Origin of the sequence: Stenotrophomonas sp. 278, from assembly GCF_003935715.1 — a bacterium.
GTDB classification, from domain to species: domain Bacteria; phylum Pseudomonadota; class Gammaproteobacteria; order Xanthomonadales; family Xanthomonadaceae; genus Stenotrophomonas; species Stenotrophomonas maltophilia_AH.
In genome coordinates this window covers 1-16,829 of the sequence record NZ_RHPP01000094.1, presented here as the reverse complement: position 1 = coordinate 16,829, position 16,829 = coordinate 1, and the positions used below count along the sequence as shown (strand labels likewise).

Here is a 16,829-nt window from a genome sequence, read left to right as displayed (position 1 = left end):
TTCCTGCAGGCGTCTTCACAAGATACCTGCGCATACTTTCAAAGAACCTGGGAGTCGGCCTCAGCGCCTTCCTCCGTGTGCCCCGACGTTTCCGTCGTTGCGAGCCGCCCATTATAGCCGGCTTTTCCGCTTCGTCAACACCCTTTTTCGAGGGCCACCTCACCGAAGTGGACGTTGTTGCCGATGCTGCTTCGTCGTTGCGACCCGGAGGTCATTTCGTCGAAGCGAGCCGCCTATTATGTCAGGCTTTTCGTTTCCGTCAACACCTTTTTTCGAAGGTTGTTGGCGTCGTTTTGGTCTGGTGTTCACCGGAGTGAAGACCGCGCCGCAGCGAGGGAGCGAATACTAAAGACTTCTGGAAATACGTCAAGCGTTTTTTTCGCGGCGCACGCGCGTTGCGCGTGCGCCGCCAGACTTGCCACCATGGCCGCACCAGCGGGTCATGGATGCAGATAGATGTCGGTGAGTGCGAAGCGGTCGTTGTTGCGCGATGTGTCCCTGCCTGCGGTCGTCGCCGGCTTCATCACTGTGTTGGTGGGCTTCGCCAGCTCCGCAGTGATCGTGTTCCAGGCCGCGCAGGCGGTAGGTGCCACACAGACGCAGATTGCGTCATGGATGTGGGCGTTGGGACTGGGCATGGGTGTGACGTGTATTGGTCTCTCGCTGCGCTACCGGATGCCGGTTGTGACAGCGTGGTCCACGCCAGGTGCGGCCATGCTGGTGGTCGGTGCCGGAAGCGTCAGCTACAGCGATGCAATTGGCGCGTTTGTACTGGCTGCTGCGCTGGGCATGGTCGCCGGGTTCTCGGGGGTATTCGCCAAGCTGATGCAGCGCGTGCCGATGGCACTGGCCGCCGGGATGCTGGCCGGGGTGCTGCTGCGCTTCGGGCTGGATGTCTTCGTTTCGATGGGCACCCAGCTGGGGATGGCGCTGGCGATGTTCTTCACCTGGCTGGTCGGCCGTCGCCTGTTTCCCCGCTATGCGGTGATCGCCACCCTGCTGGTCGGCGTCGCCGTGGCTGCTTCACAGGGCCTGCTGCACACCGGCGAGGTCCACCTGCAACTGGCTGTACCGGTGTTCACCGTCCCTACGCTGTCGTGGCCTGCGGTGTTCGGCATCGCCCTGCCCCTGTTTGTGGTCACCATGGCATCACAGAACATTCCCGGCGTGGCGGTGATCCGTGCCTCGGGCTACGACACCCCGGTGTCGCCGGTGATCGGATGGATTGGTGTGGTCAACACGGTGTTGGCTCCGTTTGGTGCCTACGGTCTCAACCTGGCGGCGATCACCGCCGCGATCTGCATGGGCCGCGAGGCACATGAGGATCCGGCACGACGCTATACCGCCGCGGTGGCCGCCGGTGCCTTCTATATCGTGGTGGGTCTGTTCGGCGCGACCGTAGCCGCTGTGTTCGCCGCCTTCCCGCGCGAACTGGTGGCCTGCGTCGCCGGTATCGCCCTGTTCGGCACCATTGCCAACAGTCTGGCGATGGCGCTGCGTGAAGAGAGTGACCGCGAAGCGGCACTGGTGACCTTCCTGGTGACCGCTTCGGGTATGTCGCTGGCCGGCATCGGCTCGGCCTTCTGGGGGCTGGTCGCCGGGGCGATCTGCCTGCTGGTGCTGCGGGTCAGGCACCCGCCAGCACCCTGATCGCACCCAGCACCACCATGCCCAGCATCGCTGGGCAGGTCCGACAGCGCCGCGTACGGGTTGCCGGTTGCGTCGATAGCGCGGGGGTCGAGCGGGTCGCGCTCACTGCTCATAGCGGAGCAACGCTGAAGGTCTGCTGCAGCACATGCTGCGCGCCGGGCGCGAGGATGACCACGTCCGGGCCGGCATTGGCCGCTTCCAGGCAGACGTAGTCGCGCCAGCCCTGGCCGACGTCAGCCATCTTCGCCGCGCCCGCCTCGCCCGGGTTCCAGGCGACCAGGGTGCGGCTGCCCTGGGTGGTGATGGCGATGCTGCGCTTCAGGCCCGGGTCCTTCAGCACATAGCGGCCGCCGGCCTGGGTGTAGATGCGGTCGCTGCGGCCGGGGTCGCGCGGATCGCGCAGCGACCAGTCACCCTGCTGGGCGCGCGGCGTGGCGTAGTTCTCGAACTTGTCCAGGTAGGTCAGGCCGTCCAGGCCGGAAACGCTGACCTGGGTGGCGTCGCTGACCTTGAAGTAGTTGTGCAGGGCCTGCGTGAAACTGATCGTCCGTGAGCCGGTGTTGCGGGTGATGAGCTGCTGCTCCAGGGTTCTGCCGATCCGCAACTGCATGCTCAACTGCAGATCCAGCGAATCCAGTGCTGGGGGAGCCAGGGTCAGCACGACCGTGCCGTCGGCCTCGCGCCGGGCCTGTTGCAGGGTCCAGGGCAGGTCACGGACGAAGCCGTGCGAGGGCAGATCGGTGCCCTGGCCCTGGCGGCCGAAGTACGGCCAGCACACAGGAGTGCCACCGCGGATCGGGGTCGGCAGCGCCTGTGCGCTGGGCGACAGCCACATGACGTCCTGGCCTCCCTTGGGCACATAGGACAGCAGCTGCCCGCCGAAGACCGAAATCGCCGCGGTGGCGTGAGGCGTTTCAACCTTCCAGGCCGGGAACCCCTGCACACTGCCCACGCTCAGGCCCTCCAGTTTCGGCAGCGCAGTGGCGGGACCGGCCGGCGACTGCAGATAACGGGCACGGTTGGGCGGCAGGGCGAACACAGTGGATTCGGGCATGGCAGGGGTCGCAGCAGGGAGAGGAGGCGCAGCGCGCAGGGCGGTAAGGATGCGTTGACCGGCGCGCCCATCCGCGGGAGCCAGGCCCAGCCTTTGCTGTTCGACCTGGATGGCGCGGCGGCTGGCGGTGCCGATCATGCCGTCGGCTGCACCGATGTCATGACCGCGGGCGAGAAGCAGGGTCTGCAGTTCGCGACGCTCGGTGCGGCCGATGCCGGGATCGTCGGTGGGCCAGGCGGCGACGGTGCCGCCACCACCACGCAGTCGATCGGCCAGGGTGGCGATGGCCAGCGCATAGCTTTCAGCGGCGTTGTAGGCGTAGATCGCGTCGTAGTTGCGGAACACCAGCCAGGCCGGGCCCTTGGGGCCGGTGGGCAACAACAGCGCGGCATTGGCGTCGGCAGGCAACCCCGCCGGAGCCAGCGTACCGCCGCCGACCGGGACGATGCCCAGCGCGCGCCAGTCGGCCAGCGGCTTGCGCTGGGTGCGGCCGGCCAAGGCGGCGTTGAAGCCGGCCGGTATCGTGACTTCCATGCCCCACGGCTGACCGGTGCGCCAGCCGGCCTTCTTGAGGTAATTGGCCGTAGAGGCAAGCGCGTCGGGAATGCTGGCGACCAGATCACGACGGCCATCGCCATCGCCATCGACCGCGATGCGTGCATAGGTGGACGGCATGAACTGGGTGTGGCCGAATGCGCCGGCCCAGGAGCCGGTGAGGCCATCGGCGCTGAGCTCGCCAGCATCCAGCAACTTCAGCAGGGACAGCAGCTCGCCACGGAAGAACGGCTGGCGGCGGCCGTTGCAGGCCAGCGTGGCCAGCGACTGCAGCAACGGGCGTTTGCCGAACACCCGACCGTAATCGCTCTCCACGCCCCAGACCGCGACGATGGTGGCCGGATCGACGCCGTACTGGGTGGACACCGTGGCCAGTAGATCCCGGTGCTGTGCCAGACGGGCACGGCCGTCGTCGACCCGCTGGCTGTCTACCAGCGCGGCCAGGTAGTCCCACAGCGGCGTGGTGAATTCCGGCTGCGCATCCAGCAGCGGCAACACACTCAGGTCCGGACTGAGCCCGGCAGTGAGACGGGTGAAGCCCTCGGCACTGACGCCCTGCTTGAGCGCCTGGGCCTGGATGCCGGCCAGACAGCGGTCGAAGGCGGCATCGGCCGCTGCCGCGCCACTGGTCAGAGACAGCCCTGCCAGCAGCCAGGCGGTGGTGCACTTCATTGGCAGAAGTCCTTGCAGCCAAGTGAAGCTGCATCATAGCGGCTGTGCAGCGGCACGGCCGATCCGACGATCACACGCGCTGCAGCAGCCGCAACCCGAACGCAGGGGCCTGCGCGTCCCAGCGGTGGATGACCTGCAGCCCTGCCTCGGCGGCCAGCGCGGCAAAGCTGGCCTCGGTGTACTTGTGACTGTACTCCACGCGCATGGCTTCGCCGGCGGCGAATTCGAAGGTCTGCCCGCCCACGTGCACCTGCTGGTCGCGCAGGCTGAGCAGGTCGGTTTCGATGCGCAGCCTTTCCACGCTGTAGCGGGCGCGGTGGGCGAAGCCTTCGAGGTCGAAGTCACTGCCGATCTCGCGATTGAGCCGGCGCAACAGGTTCAGGGTGAACTCGGCGGTGACTCCGGCAGCATCGTTGTATGCCGCTTCGATCAGCGCTGGGTCCTTGTGCAGGTCGATGCCGATCAGGGCCATTCCGCCTTCGCCCATGGTCTGGCGCATGGCGCGCAGCAGGGCAACCGCTTCGGTGCCGGCAAAATTGCCCAAGGTGGAACCGGGGAAGAACACCAGTCGCCGCGCCGGTTCGCGCTCCGGCTCCGGCAACTGCACCGGGTGGGTGAAGTCGGCACACACCGGCAGCATTTCAATCTCCGGCAGCGCCGGGGCCAGCCGCGCTACACTGTCGAGCAGGGCCGCGCGCGAGATTTCGATTGGCGTATAGGCGACCGGGTCGACCAATGCCTGCAGCAGGATTTCGGTCTTGCGGCCGCTGCCGCTGCCGAGTTCGACCACATGCAGATGCGGTCCAACCACCGCGGCAATGTCGGCGGCGCGCTGCTGCAGCAGGCCCAGTTCGGTGCGCGTGGGGTAGTACTCGGGCTGTCGGGTGATCTGCTCGAACAGGGCCGAGCCGCGTGCGTCGTAGAAGTACTTGGACGGCAGCTGGCGTGGATGCTGCCACAGCCCCTGCAGGATGTCGGCGGTGATCCGGGCGCGGTCGGGCTGCAGGTCGGTGAGCGCGTCGAGCGCGTCGCTGACGGTGCTCATGCCAGCCCCCGGGCCAGGCGCAGGCCAGCGAACTGCCAGCGCGCAGACGGCGCGAAGAAGTTGCGGTAGCTGGCCCGCACGTGCCCGGCCGGGGTCGCGCAGCTGCCACCGCGCAGGATCCACTGCCCGCACATGAACTTCCCGTTGTACTCACCGAGGTTGCCGGCGAACGGCTGGAAGCCCGGGTACGCCCCATAGGCGCTGCTGGTCCACTCCCATACGTCGCCGAACAGCTGCAGCGGCTGCGCGGCGTCGGCAATGTCGCCGGCGAACGCGCGCGGATGCAGATGCTCGTCGTCGGCAAAGTTGCCCTGCACTGGACGGGTCTGCGCGAGCGCCTCCCATTCGAACTCGGTAGGCAGCCGGGCACCGGCCCAGCGGGCGTAGGCATCGGCCTCGAAGTAGCTGAGGTGACAGACCGGAGCATCAGGATCGATGGCGCGCCAGCCGCCCAACGTGAACTCGCGCTCCAGCCCATCGTCCCAGTACAGCGGATGCTGCCAGCTCTCGTCCTGGACCAGGCTCCAACCTTCGCTCATCCAGTGCGCCGCCTGGCGATAGCCGCCATCCAGAATGAAGGCCCGGTACTCGGCGTTGGTGACCGGACGATTGGCGATCACATGCGCGGGAACAAGCACGCGGTGCACGGGCGACTCATTGTCATAGGCGAACGCCGGGTGTACCGGCCACGCGGGCGACCCGACCTCGACGATGTGCTCTTCCGCCGGCAGCCAGCGCATCGGAACCACTGCACCGGTGCTGCGCTTGAGGTCGTCGCGGTAGGCGGGCTGCAGCGGATTGGACCAGAGCGCGTGCTTGATGTCGGTAAGCAGCAGCTCCTGGTGCTGCTGTTCGTGGTGAAGGCCCAGCAGGAGCTGGTTGAGCGCCTGGCTGTCGAGCGCATCGCGCTGCAGCAGATCAATGACCTGGTCGTCGACGCGCCGGCGATAGTCGCGGACCTCGTCCAGCGACGGACGCGACAGCAGGCCGCGCTGTGGGCGCGCATGCGCAGGGCCGATGCTCTGGTAATAGCTGTTGAACAGATAGTGCCAGTCGGCGTTGAACGGGGCATGGCCCGGCTGGCTGCCAAGCACGAAGCGTTCGAAGAACCAGCTGGTGTGCGCCAGATGCCACTTGGTAGGGCTGGCGTCGGCCATGCTCTGGACCATGGCATCTTCAGCGCTGAGCGGGGCAGCCAGCGCCAGACTGCGGGCGCGGACGGCGCGGTAATGATCGGCCAGCGCGCTGGCGGCCTGCGGTGTTGCGGCGACAGTGTTCATCACCTCAGGATCAGACAGCGACGGTGAGCGCACCGTCATGGTGGCCCTCACGTTGTGTTACAGCGGCGAGGTGAATGGGCGGATCGGGTATCGATCAGGGCAGCGCGTCCAGGTACAACCAGCGCCCGTCGAGCCGTTCGAAGCGGCTGTGCTCCTGCATTTTCACCGCGCTGCCGCCGCCGACCTTGTAGCGGGCGGTGAAACGGACCTGGGCGTGATCGGCATCGGGCTGGGTGTGTTCGTGCACGGTAAGCCCGAGCCAGCGGGTGCGTTGGCTGGGCGCTTCGTCGAAGCCGAGCGTTTCCGGACGGGTCTGAGGATGCCAGCTGGCCAGCAGATAGTCGGCGCGCTCCTGCACATAGGCGGTGTAGCGCGACCGCATCAGGGTCTCGGCATCCGGGGCGATGGCCCCGTCGTGGTACTGGCCGCAACAGGCGGCGTAGGCCAGCGGGCGACCGCAGGGGCAGGTATCGGCGGGGGTTTTGCTCATGCGGCCATTGTGCCCGGAACGGCGTATGCTGGCGCGCCTTTCCCTGCGAAGTGCCTGCCGTGCTGGAGCTGGTTCCCCCCGAATTATGGTGGTTGGTGGCGATTGCGTTCATCGCCGGGCTGGTGGACGCGGCGGTCGGCGGCGGGGGGCTGGTGCAGCTGCCGGGACTGTTCACGGTGCTGCCGCAGCACACACCGGCGATGCTGTTTGGCACCAACAAGTTCAGCTCGATGTTCGGCACGGCGGCGGCGGCATGGCGTTATGCGCGCAATGTGCGCTTTCCCTGGCAGCCGGTGCTGTTCGCGGCGGGAACGGCGTTCGTGTTTTCGTTTGCGGGGGCGACGGCGGTCAGCCTGTTACCCAAGGATGCGGTGCGCCCGCTGGTGCTGGTGCTGCTGATCGCGATGCTGGGCTACACGCTGTGGAAGAAGGATTTTGGCGCGCTGCACCGGCCGCGCGAGATTGGCCGCAGGGAGTTGTGGACGGCACTGGCGATCGGCGCGGCAATCGGCTTCTACGACGGCTTCTTCGGACCGGGCACGGGCAGCTTCCTGATCTTCCTGTTCGTGCGCTTCTTCGGGTTGGATTTCCTGCGCGCGTCGGCGGCCTCGAAGGTGGTGAACCTGGCGACCAACGTGGCCGCGATTTCGTTCTTCGTCCCCACCGGCAACATCCTGTGGCTGTTCGCGCTGCCGATGGCGGCCGCCAACATCACCGGCTCCGTGGTCGGCACACGGCTGGCCCTGCGCGGTGGCACGCCGTTCATCCGCAAGCTGTTCGTCGGCCTGGTGGTGGTGCTGATCGCGCGGATGGGCTGGGATACGTTCGCCGGGTGATTCCGAGATACCTGGCTGGGATTGCAGGATCTACGTAGAGCCGGGCTCTGCCCGGCTGCTGTTGGCTTTGGGCGAACAACCTTCGGTTCACAGCATCCCTGGCTTGGCAGATCGGGATGGGCGTTCCGGAGGACGGCGCAAGTACGTCCGTGTAGCCTCGATCGCCGCTTGCACGTGTGCGCAATCCTGCGCACACGGCAAGACCGGGGTTGGGCGTCCTGCCCAACCCGTCGGGCGCATGCGCCCGACCCTTGGGGCTCACGCCCCCTCCTGCCCACCCCGACCCGCCCAAACACGGGAACCGGTGCCCACCGGCTGTTCGCCTGAGACCAACAGCAGCCGGGCAAGCCCGGCTCTACGGGAAGGGCCGCGACACAGTTGCTACATGGACGTACTTGCGGCGTGTCCCGGAACGGGGTTGCCCGTAGGCCCCCAGCACGTACAAACCGAAGCGCCGCCGTTCGCGATCAAGCCTCGACTTCAGCAGCTTCAGCCTGCCGCGAACGCTCCGGCAGCTTCAAGCGCTTGCCTTCCTCGTCGTACTCGATCAGCAGTACGCCCGAATCATGGCGGCCGCTGATTTCGACGAAGCAGGCACCGCCGATGAAGGGCTCAAGCGTCATCACCGACTTCAACGGCGTGGCCACCACCATCTGGAAACCGAAGTTGTCGAAGATGTTCATCGCCAGCGCGGTGAACTCGTTGTCGGCCTTGTCGAAGGCTTCGTCGAGGACCACGGCCGCATAGCTGGGCAGCTGGCTTTCCGCGCCGCCGAGCTGGTAGCGCAGCGCCGCCGCAAGACACGTGGTGGCCAGCTTCTGGCGCTGACCGCCCGACTTGCCCGCGCCGCTGCGGTAGATTTCCACCTGCTGACGCGTGGCCGCGTCCAGCTCGACGCCGATGAACTCCACATGCAGGCGAACGTCCAGCACGTTCTCGCGCCAGCGCTTGTCCTCGCCCTCCTGCGAACCCAACCGCTTCACCAGTTCACGCAGCACCGCGAACTGGGCTTCGGCCACTTCGCGCTGTTCGGTCTGATGGTGCGAGAGCACGTCGCGCAGCTGCTGGTGGAATTCCAGCACTTCCGGCAGACGGCGGTCGCTCAGTTCGATGGTCAGCAGCGTGCCGCGGTTGAATGGCACCTGCTCCAGGCTGGCGTTCACTTCGTCGAGGCGCTGGCCGATCGACTTCCGCGCTTCGGCGCTGTGTCGCTGCAAGGCGAGCAGGTTGTTCTTGCTCTGGTTCTGCAGCAGATCGAAGAAACGCTCTTCATGCTGTGGCAGGCCATCACGTTCCAAGCGGGCCAGACGGGCCAGGAAGTCCTCGGCCGACGCCACCGAGACGGTGAAGTCACCCGACTCTTCCGGCCAGCCCTGCACGAAACGGCGGAAACAGCCCAGCAGCAGGTTTTCGACCTTGTTCACGTCCTGCTGCGACGACGACAGCTGCTCGTTGAGCGCGTTGCTGATCTGACGCATGTTCGCTTCGAGCGTTTCCAGGCTCAGCGGCCCCATCGCGTCGACGCGCTGCTGCAGACCGGCTTCCTGGGTGCTGCCCAGTGCCGGCAGCACCAGTGCCCGGCTCTGCTGGCGCGCGCGATCCAGGCGGTCGCGTTCCTTCACCAGCTGGCCGCGCTCGACACGGGTGTCTTCATAGGTGCGGCGGGCCTGCTCGATATCGGCGCGGGTGGCGTCGATCTGCTGCGCCAGCCGGGCCAGGTCGCCATTGCCTTCGCGCAGCTCGCGCAGATTGGCCTCGACGTCGGCCAGGCGCTGCAGCGGTGAAGCCACGTCGATCTCATCCCAGCCCAGGTTGACCAGCTGGTTGCAGGCAAGCCGACGATCGTTGTCGCTCTCGCGCTGCGATCGCAGCTGGGCGATGTCGGCGTCGCAGCCGGCGATGCGTTTGGCTAGTTCCTGGCCTTCCTTCTGGTAGACCGCCAGCTTGTCGCGGTTGTTGAAGCCCAGCAGCCAGCGGCGACGGTCATTGACCGCGCTGCGGTCGTCCTTCTCGAAGCGGTCGCCCGGATGCTTGACCTGGCCTTCGCGGGTGATGCCACGCTCGACATTGCGCAGCTCGCGCGCATCCACGCACTCGTAGTCGAAACGCTTGCCCAGCTCGCGGCGCAGCCACGGCTCGAAGCTGCTGTCGCGCAGGTCCAGCTTGTGCAGCAGCGAACGTGCCGATGGCGAACGGGCCAGCGCCTCGTCGTTGCGGCGCACACGGTAGAAGGTGAAGCGCATGCCGAGATGGGTGCGGTTCACCCATTCGGCCACGTCGTTGTAATGGCGGTCGTCGACCAGCAGCGACTGCGCGAAGGCGAACAGCACGCGCTCGATCGCGCCCTGCCAGACGGCCTGGTCCTGGCGGACCTGGATCAGCTCGCCAACGAACGGCAGCGCCGCTTCCGGCACACCGGTTTCCTCGGCCAGCCGTGCACGCAGCTTCTGCAGCGGCGCGGGAATGCTGGACGGATTGTGCTCCATCGCTTCCAGCTCGCTGCGCACTTCGGCGAAGCGGCGCTCGTCGTCGCGCTTGCCGCCCAGGCGTTCACTGATCGCATCATCCAGCGCCGCCGAGGCGCGCTGACGGTCCTGCAGCTCGCCTTGGGCTTTGTCGATCAGTTCGGCAAACGCCTGTGCGGTGTCCGGCAGCGTTGCCTGCAGCTTCTGCGCGGACTGGCGCGCCTGCTCGCGCTTGGCCTGGCGGCGGTCACGCTCGGCCTCGGCACGGCCCTGCTCGCGCTCCAGCTCTTCGATCCGCTCACCGCCCTGCTGGCGGCGCTGCAGTTCGAGCTCGCCCAGACGCTCGGTATGGTTGTCCAGCGCAGCGCGACGCTGGGCTTCTTCACCGAGCAGGCCACGGTCGCGGACTTCCAGCTCGTGCAGGCGCGCCTCCAGCAGCTGCTGGCGGCGGTTTTCGCGGAAGCTGTCGATGCCCAGCTTCAGCAGTTCCTCGTCGCCACGGCGACGATGCATGGCCTTGAGCTCGTTGTAGTACTCGCGCGCCGGCAGCAGGGTTTCGACCTGGCGCCGCGCGGTGACCACCGCCTGGTGCGCACCGTCGAGCTCGGCGAAGTCGTTCACCAGGCGCTCGGCGGCGTTGAAGGTGTTCGGCGTGTCCAGCATGAAGTCACGCAGGAACACGTTCAGGTCACCCAGGTTCTTCGCCGACTGGGTCTTGTGCAGCAGGCGCAGGGCCATTTCGTTGTCGATGCCGAGCAGGTGGCGGAAGCGCTCCGCGTAGCCGGCGAAACTGTCGAAATGGTGCACATCGGCCAGGCGCTGCTTGAGCTTGCGCAGGTCCAGGTCGAAGCCGCCCAGGTCCTTGGCGATGTCGAACGGGCGCTCGGCCACCAGGTAGTGCTTGCGCACATCTGCTGCGGCGGCACCGTTGCCAGAGATCCAGAACAGGCGCACCAGGCTGACCACGCGGCCATCGCCGCTGCGGTATTCCAGCACCAGCGCGGTCCAGGTCGCGCCCTTGCGCAGGTACTGGGTGGCGATCTCGCCGGTGCCCTTGTCCTGCTGGTCGGCCCACGCGCCGCGCACGTATGAAACGAGGTTGCGGTCGCGACCACTGCGCTCGGCTTCGCGGGCGGCGGCATTGAAGTCGACGATGGCTGGCGGCACCAGTACCGCCGACATCGCATCGAGCAGGGTCGACTTGCCGGAGCCGGAGCGGCCCACGAACAGGAAGCCCTTTTCGGCAATCGGCACTTCGGTCAGGCCGTTGAAGGTTCCCCAGTTGTGCACCTGCAGACGGCGCATGCGGAACTGCTGCAGGCGCGGGTCGGGCAGGCCATCGGTGAACAGGGCGGGCGTGTGCTTGGAAATGGCCATGTGAACCTCTCTCAGGCCTCGGCGGCCGGGGTGTCGCGCAGCTGGCGGTACACCGTGGACAGCGCGGAGACGTCTTCAGCGGAGAACAGCAGCTTCAGCGCCGGCGACACTTCATGTCGGTCTTCCTGGCCGGCCAGGCGGGTCAGGATGTGGGTGTCTTTCATCTTCTGCACGGCCGCAGCAACGCGGCGGTTGAAGCCGGCGCGGTCGGTGGACAGGTTCTTCTCATAGATGGCCAGGGCTTCGGCCATCTCGGCATCGGCGACCACCGCACGGTTGCCGCGTGCGTCCGCCTCGGCGAGCTGCTGACGCAGGTACAGCAGCAGCACCGAATCAATGAAGGTCAGCGGCGAGGTGCGCAGCAGCACGGGCGCATCGACGTCTTCGGTATCCGCCTGGCGGGTGAAGGCGACGCCACTGTCACGGTCCAGCACCAGTTCCAGGAACAGGTCCGACAGCGCCGAGCGGATCGCCGCTTCGCTGCGGATCAGCGCCGGCCACAGTTTGGCGTGGCGCAGCTGGTCGATGCTGGGCCCGATCAGCAGCTGACACAGCGCGCGGCGTGCGTCCAGCGGCAGCCGGCCGGTGTCGCCCAGGTAGTACACGTCGTTGCCACGCTTGGGCAGCGGCGTTACGACCACGGGCTCTGCGTCGTACAGATCATCCACGGTCGCTTCGTTGTCAGCGCCCGTATCGATGGAATCTTCATGCCAGTTCATGGCGTTTCTCCTGGGTGAACCAAACCAGCGGGATGCGGGCACGTCGCCACTCTCCATCGCCGCCACGCCAATGTGCGGTTTCCTGTTCGCCGTCCACCACCACGCCGTGGCGGGTGCCCAGCGACAGGTAGCCGATCACGCTGCCCAGCCCCTGCGGCGCTTCGCGCTGCGACAGGGCCTGGGCGATGCTCAGTTTCGGCTGCGCGCCGAGCAGTTCGTGCAGATCGCGGCGCAGCGTGCGGAAGTCGATTTCCGAGGACGCGACCAGATCGCCCACGCTTTCCAGGCTGATCGCCGCCGCGTCGTTACGCAGCACGCTGCCGTCCACCTGGGCGGTACGCGGGTCGTGCAGTTTCCACTGCGACCACGAACGCAGCCGGCTGGTGGTCAGCTGCAGGTCGCGGCCAATCGGGCGTTGCGCGGCGAATTCATCGCGCAGCGCCAGCGCCTCGGACTGGGCCTGCTTGAGCAGCTGGTTGAGCCGGCGCTGCTCCAGATAGCCGCGGCTCTGCACGAAGCCACGCAGGCTGCGCGCGAAGTTCTGCAGCACATCGTGCACCTGGCCGCCGCGCTCGAGCATGGTGCCGGTGAAGCCGCGCAGGAAGGCGCGTTCGTTGCGGTCCAGCCGGCGGGCAAAGCCGCGCGCCAGCACCGTTTCCAGCGCGGCGTCGAGCTGGGCGCTCTGCTCGGCGTCGTTGAGCAGCCGCCAGAACGCCTGGAAGCTGCGTCCTGCATCGCTCTCGCCGATCACGTCAACGCCCTCGAACAGCTGCGACAGCACGTCGCCGCGCTCGCTTTCGTCGTCGATGATGCGTTCGCGGAATTCGCGGTTGAGGCGTTCGAAGTCGTCGCGGACACGGCGGAAGTCTTCGGTCAGGTCGTCGGCGAGGCCGATGATCTGCCGTGCGCGCTCCAGCGCGCGCTTGCCATCCAGCGCCGCCACGCGGCCCTCACCGACACGGGCGATTTCCGCGTCGATGCGGTCGCGTTCGTCGCGCAGCGCCGACAGACGCGCATCCGGATCCGCTTCGGTCTGCGCCGCCAGCTGCGAAAGCTGCTCGATCACCAGCGCCAGGCGGCTTTCGGTGGCCGCCACGCGGCTCTGTTCAAGGCTGTCGGCAAAACGGATCGCCTGCAGCGCCTGGGTGGAGAGTTCGTACTGTTCCTGGTCGGCACCCTCGGGCAGGCGGCGCTCCAGCCAGCCCTGGGCCAGCCAGTGCGCGATATAGGCCTGGGCGGTGCGTGGCAGCTCGCGCGAGAGTTCCTCGCCATTGAGCTGGTCCAGCGCACGTTGCAGGCGCTCATGCAGCACCGCCGAAGACAAGGTGCGCTCGCCATCCATCAACAGGCTTTGCAGCAGGCCGATGATTTCCGGAGCGTTGGCGGCCGCCAGCAGCTTCCACTGGGGCTGGTCGCGCAGATGACGATAACGGGTGATGCGTTCGCGATGCTTCATGCAGCGGAAGTTCCACGCAGATCACGGCGTGGCTCCAGGCCACGCCGTCGGGTCAATGCAGGATCGGGTGCCCGCACGCGGGCAGCGACCGGGCTCAGCGCTTGCCGCCCACTTCGATGAAGCGCAGGAATTCGGCGCGGGTGCGCGCATCCTCGCGGAAGCTGCCGAGCATCTTGGAGGTGACCATGCTGACGCCGCGCTTGTGGATCCCCCGGGTGGTCATGCACTCGTGCGCGCCCTCCACCACTACGCCCACGCCGATCGGCTGCAGCACGTCCTGGATGCACTGGGCGATCTGCGCGGTCATCTTTTCCTGCACCTGGAAGCGGCGCGCGTAGGCTTCGACCACACGGGCCAGCTTGCTGATGCCCACCACCTTGCCGTCGGGCAGGTAGCCGACGTGCACGCGGCCGATGATCGGGGCCATGTGGTGTTCGCAGTGGCTTTCGTACTCGATGTCGCGCAGCACGATCAGCTCGTCATACCCGGCCACCTCTTCAAAGGTGCGCTCCAGGTACGCGCGCGGATCGTCCTTGTAGCCGCTGAACCAGTCGCCATAGGCTTCAGCGACGCGCCGCGGGGTATCCAGCAGCCCTTCACGGGTGGGGTCTTCGCCGGCCCAGCGCAGCAGAGTGCGCACCGCCGATTCAGCTTCGGCCTGGGAGACCGGATTCGCGTCGTTGTCTTTCTTGCTCATTGCCTACAGCACCCGGAAGGGGGGCGAGCATCGTACCCGACCGACCCCTCGGGCGTCCCCACCCCCGTTGGGGTCCGGTTGGGCTGCAGGTATTGATAGCAAGCGAATTAGTAGTATCCTATCGATATTCCCAAGCGACCCCTCCCATGAAGCGCACCCTCGACGAACGCACCCAGCTGCAGATGCAGCTCAGCTCCGGCCTGCTCCATTCAGGCCGGCAGTGGCAGCGTCTGGCCGACCAAGCGCTGGGCAGCTACGGCATTTCCGCCGCCTGCACCATGCCGCTGCTGATGATCGGGCGTGCCGGCGGTGGCATCCGCCAGGTCACCCTGGCCCAGCAGCTGGGCATGGAGGGCCCGTCGCTGGTGCGCCTGCTCGACAAGCTGTCGGCCAGCGACCTGGTCCGCCGCGAATGCGACGCCAGCGACCGCCGCGCCAACCTGCTGTGGCTGACCGACAAGGGTGAAGCCCTGGTCAGCGAGCTGGAGACCCAGCTGATCGGCCTGCGCCAGCAGGTGTTCGGTGAGCTCAGCACCGATGAGCTGCGCACCGTGTTGAAGCTGTGGCAGCTGCTGGCCGACGCCGCCGAACGCGTGACGTAAGCCGCAGGACCCCTTGTTGTGTGGCCCGGTGCCGCCCTGCGGCGTCGGGCCTGTCCCATTCCTCCGAAAGAATCGTTGCCCGATGACCGGTGAATTCAGTCTCCACGGTGTGTTCGTCCCGACCCTGCTGGCCTTGATGCTGCTGGCCTACCTGCTCAAGAGCGGGTTGCGCGTGGTCCTGCAGCGCACCGGAGCCTACCGCCACATCTGGCATCCGCCCCTGTTCAACCTGGCCGTGTACGTGATCGTGCTTGGCGGGTTGTTTTCCCTGATGCGTTGGATGCAAACGTGAACAAGATCCTCAAGCACACCGTGCCGGTCGTGGTGACCGTCGCCGCCGTCATTGCCGCCCTGCTGGTGCTGCGCACCCTGTGGACCTACTACATGGACGAACCGTGGACCCGCGACGCACATGTAAGCGCCGACGTGGTGCAGGTCGCGCCGGACGTGTCCGGCCTGGTGGAAGCGGTGAAGGTGGCCGACAACCAGGCGGTGAAGCGCGGCGACGTGCTGTTTGTGGTCGACCGCGAGCGCTACCGCATCGCGCTGGAACAGGCCCGCGCCACCCTCGGCGAGCGCCGCGCCAGCTATGAGCAGTTGCGCCGCGAGACCGCGCGCGACCGCAGCCTGCAGGACCTGGTTGCCGCCGAGGACGCCGAAGTGCGCCGCGCCAAACTGCAGGCCGCACAGGCCGGCATGGCCACCGCACAGGCGGCGGTGGACCTGGCCGAACTCAACCTGGCCCGCACCGAAGTGCGCAGCCCCAGCGACGGTCACGTCAACGACCGCACCGTGCGTACCGGCGACTACGTGACGGCCGGGCACCCGGTGATGGCGGTGCTGGACACCGGCTCGTTCCGGATTGACGGTTACTTCGAGGAAACCCGCCTGCGCGGCGTGCATGCCGGGCAGAAGGTCGACATCCGCCTGATGGGCGAATCCCAGCCGCTGCAGGGCCATGTGCAGAGCATCGCCGCCGGCATCGAGGACCGTTACCGCAGCGAGGGCAGCAGCCTGCTTCCGAACGTGACCCCGGCGTTTGACTGGGTGCGTCTGGCCCAACGCATTCCGGTGCGCATCCAGATTGATGCCGTGCCCGAGGGCGTGACCCTGATCGCCGGGCGCACCGCCACCGTGACCATCGAGCCGGACGCCGCAACGTCCCAGCCGGCCCACCCGGCGCAGGCGGCACTGTGAACCGGCTGCGCTTCAAGCACGTGATGCTGGGGCTGGCCGTGGCCAGCCTGAACGCCTGCGCCACCGTCGGCCCGGACTACCAGCTGCCGGCCGGATCCGCCTTCCAGCGACCCGAGGCTAATGCCGCGCTCCTCGACACGGCCAACCCGAAGGTTGCCGCAGGCGCTGAACTGCCGCCGCGCTGGTGGGAGCTGTACCAGGACCCCACCCTCAACGGACTGGTCGAGCAGGCACTGCGCGACAACGTCGAACTGAAGGTCGCCGACGCGCACCTGCGCCGCGCCGCCGCCGTTTACGAGCAGGCGTTGGACGCCGGTGGCTTCGAGTACGAGGCCGAAGCGGGTGTGAGCCGCGCACAGCTGTCGGCCGAGTCGTTCCTGCAGGAGCACGAACTGCCTCCGATCAACCTGGCCGACGGCAAGTTCGCGGTGTCCTACCAGTTCGACCTGTTCGGCAAACTCAAGCGCGCGGCGGAAGCGGCCCGTGCCGACGAACAGGCCACGGCAGCAGCGATGGACCTGGCCCGGGTGTCGCTGGTGGCGCAGGTGGCCGGCAGCTACGTGGAGATCTGCCACGCCAACCACGAGCTGCATGTGGCCGAGCATTCGCTGGAGCTGCAGCAGCGCAGCCGCGAAGTGACCCAGCGGTTGATCAACGCCGGCCGCGGCACCCCGCCGGAACTGGCCCGTGCCAATGCCCAGGTCGCGATGCTCGAAGCGGCCCTGCCGCCGCTG

The 16,829-nt window shown here is 67.2% G+C and carries 15 protein-coding genes; 7 read left to right on the top strand and 8 right to left on the bottom strand.

Annotated elements, in window-relative coordinates:
- A partial coding sequence (locus EGJ34_RS22545) for a hypothetical protein (RefSeq protein WP_221740419.1) occupies positions 1-317 on the top strand: 317 nt, incomplete at its 5' end.
- A 145-nt stretch (positions 318-462) separates the two neighbouring features.
- Positions 463-1,650: a benzoate/H(+) symporter BenE family transporter gene (locus tag EGJ34_RS14930; protein WP_221740420.1), complete on the top strand. Its 1,188-nt coding sequence runs from the start codon at positions 463-465 to the stop codon at positions 1,648-1,650.
- Between the two features lie 109 nt (positions 1,651-1,759).
- Here the strand turns inward: EGJ34_RS14930 and EGJ34_RS14925 are convergent, their stop codons facing one another.
- The 4 genes from EGJ34_RS14925 to EGJ34_RS14910 all read right to left on the bottom strand — a co-directional run bounded on the left by EGJ34_RS14925 (position 1,760) and on the right by EGJ34_RS14910 (position 6,746).
- Positions 1,760-3,931 (bottom strand): lytic murein transglycosylase, encoded by a 2,172-nt coding sequence (locus tag EGJ34_RS14925; protein WP_125361251.1) that lies wholly within the window; start codon positions 3,929-3,931, stop codon positions 1,760-1,762.
- 70 nt (positions 3,932-4,001) lie between these two features.
- Positions 4,002-4,976: an L-histidine N(alpha)-methyltransferase gene (gene egtD / locus EGJ34_RS14920; protein WP_125361250.1), complete on the bottom strand. Its 975-nt coding sequence runs from the start codon at positions 4,974-4,976 to the stop codon at positions 4,002-4,004.
- Positions 4,973-6,256 carry an ergothioneine biosynthesis protein EgtB gene (gene egtB, locus EGJ34_RS14915; RefSeq protein WP_260477014.1) on the bottom strand — a complete coding sequence of 428 codons (1,284 nt, stop codon included), beginning with the start codon at positions 6,254-6,256 and terminating at the stop codon, positions 4,973-4,975. The genes egtD and egtB overlap by 4 nt, the downstream gene beginning before the upstream one ends.
- Positions 6,257-6,350: 94 nt before the next feature.
- Positions 6,351-6,746 carry a YchJ family metal-binding protein gene (locus tag EGJ34_RS14910; RefSeq protein ID WP_125361248.1) on the bottom strand — a complete coding sequence of 132 codons (396 nt, stop codon included), beginning with the start codon at positions 6,744-6,746 and terminating at the stop codon, positions 6,351-6,353.
- A 59-nt stretch (positions 6,747-6,805) separates the two neighbouring features.
- On the opposite strand from EGJ34_RS14910, the gene EGJ34_RS14905 reads away from it, so the two are divergent.
- Complete coding sequence (locus EGJ34_RS14905) at positions 6,806-7,582, top strand: TSUP family transporter (RefSeq protein WP_125361247.1); 777 nt, start codon at positions 6,806-6,808, stop codon at positions 7,580-7,582.
- Positions 7,583-8,049: 467 nt separating this feature from the next.
- Here the strand turns inward: EGJ34_RS14905 and EGJ34_RS14900 are convergent, their stop codons facing one another.
- The 4 genes from EGJ34_RS14900 to folE form a co-directional block, all read right to left on the bottom strand.
- A complete protein-coding gene (locus tag EGJ34_RS14900; protein WP_125361246.1) occupies positions 8,050-11,424 on the bottom strand; it encodes an ATP-binding protein in 3,375 nt (1,124 codons plus the stop codon).
- A gap of 11 nt (positions 11,425-11,435) precedes the next feature.
- On the bottom strand, positions 11,436-12,143 hold the full coding sequence (locus EGJ34_RS14895; RefSeq protein WP_125361245.1) for a DUF4194 domain-containing protein: 708 nt from the start codon (positions 12,141-12,143) through the stop codon (positions 11,436-11,438).
- Positions 12,130-13,599, bottom strand: coding sequence for a DUF3375 domain-containing protein (locus EGJ34_RS14890; RefSeq protein WP_125361244.1), 1,470 nt, complete (start codon positions 13,597-13,599; stop codon positions 12,130-12,132). The genes EGJ34_RS14895 and EGJ34_RS14890 overlap by 14 nt, the downstream gene beginning before the upstream one ends.
- 94 nt (positions 13,600-13,693) lie before the next feature.
- Entirely contained in the window at positions 13,694-14,296 is a 603-nt protein-coding gene (folE, locus tag EGJ34_RS14885) for a GTP cyclohydrolase I FolE (RefSeq protein ID WP_125361243.1), read from the bottom strand.
- Positions 14,297-14,442: 146 nt separating this feature from the next.
- On the opposite strand from folE, the gene EGJ34_RS14880 reads away from it, so the two are divergent.
- From EGJ34_RS14880 to EGJ34_RS14865, 4 genes are all read left to right on the top strand, one after another.
- The gene (locus EGJ34_RS14880; protein ID WP_125361242.1) at positions 14,443-14,898 is read left to right on the top strand and encodes a MarR family transcriptional regulator; all 456 of its coding nucleotides are present in this window, start codon (positions 14,443-14,445) and stop codon (positions 14,896-14,898) included.
- Between the two features lie 82 nt (positions 14,899-14,980).
- Positions 14,981-15,190: a DUF1656 domain-containing protein gene (locus tag EGJ34_RS14875; RefSeq protein WP_125361241.1), complete on the top strand. Its 210-nt coding sequence runs from the start codon at positions 14,981-14,983 to the stop codon at positions 15,188-15,190.
- A complete protein-coding gene (locus tag EGJ34_RS14870; protein ID WP_125361240.1) occupies positions 15,187-16,095 on the top strand; it encodes an HlyD family secretion protein in 909 nt (302 codons plus the stop codon). Before EGJ34_RS14875 ends, EGJ34_RS14870 begins: the two co-directional genes overlap by 4 nt.
- Before the next feature lie 23 nt (positions 16,096-16,118).
- Positions 16,119-16,829, top strand: a 711-nt coding sequence (locus EGJ34_RS14865) for a TolC family protein (RefSeq protein ID WP_185750191.1), incomplete at its 3' end; no start/stop codon positions are given.

Bases quoted from the DNA above. Each gene is read 5' to 3' on its own strand.
- EGJ34_RS14925 (WP_125361251.1), bottom strand. From the start codon at position 3,931: ATGAAGTGCACCACCGCCTGGCTGCTGGCAGGGCTGTCTCTGACCAGT.
- egtD (WP_125361250.1), bottom strand. From the start codon at position 4,976: ATGAGCACCGTCAGCGACGCGCTCGACGCGCTCACCGACCTGCAGCCC.
- egtB (WP_260477014.1), bottom strand. From the start codon at position 6,256: ATGAACACTGTCGCCGCAACACCGCAGGCCGCCAGCGCGCTGGCCGAT.
- EGJ34_RS14910 (WP_125361248.1), bottom strand. From the start codon at position 6,746: ATGAGCAAAACCCCCGCCGATACCTGCCCCTGCGGTCGCCCGCTGGCC.
- EGJ34_RS14900 (WP_125361246.1), bottom strand. From the start codon at position 11,424: ATGGCCATTTCCAAGCACACGCCCGCCCTGTTCACCGATGGCCTGCCC.
- EGJ34_RS14895 (WP_125361245.1), bottom strand. From the start codon at position 12,143: ATGAACTGGCATGAAGATTCCATCGATACGGGCGCTGACAACGAAGCG.
- EGJ34_RS14890 (WP_125361244.1), bottom strand. From the start codon at position 13,599: ATGAAGCATCGCGAACGCATCACCCGTTATCGTCATCTGCGCGACCAG.
- folE (WP_125361243.1), bottom strand. From the start codon at position 14,296: ATGAGCAAGAAAGACAACGACGCGAATCCGGTCTCCCAGGCCGAAGCT.
- EGJ34_RS14880 (WP_125361242.1), top strand. From the start codon at position 14,443: ATGAAGCGCACCCTCGACGAACGCACCCAGCTGCAGATGCAGCTCAGC.
- EGJ34_RS14875 (WP_125361241.1), top strand. From the start codon at position 14,981: ATGACCGGTGAATTCAGTCTCCACGGTGTGTTCGTCCCGACCCTGCTG.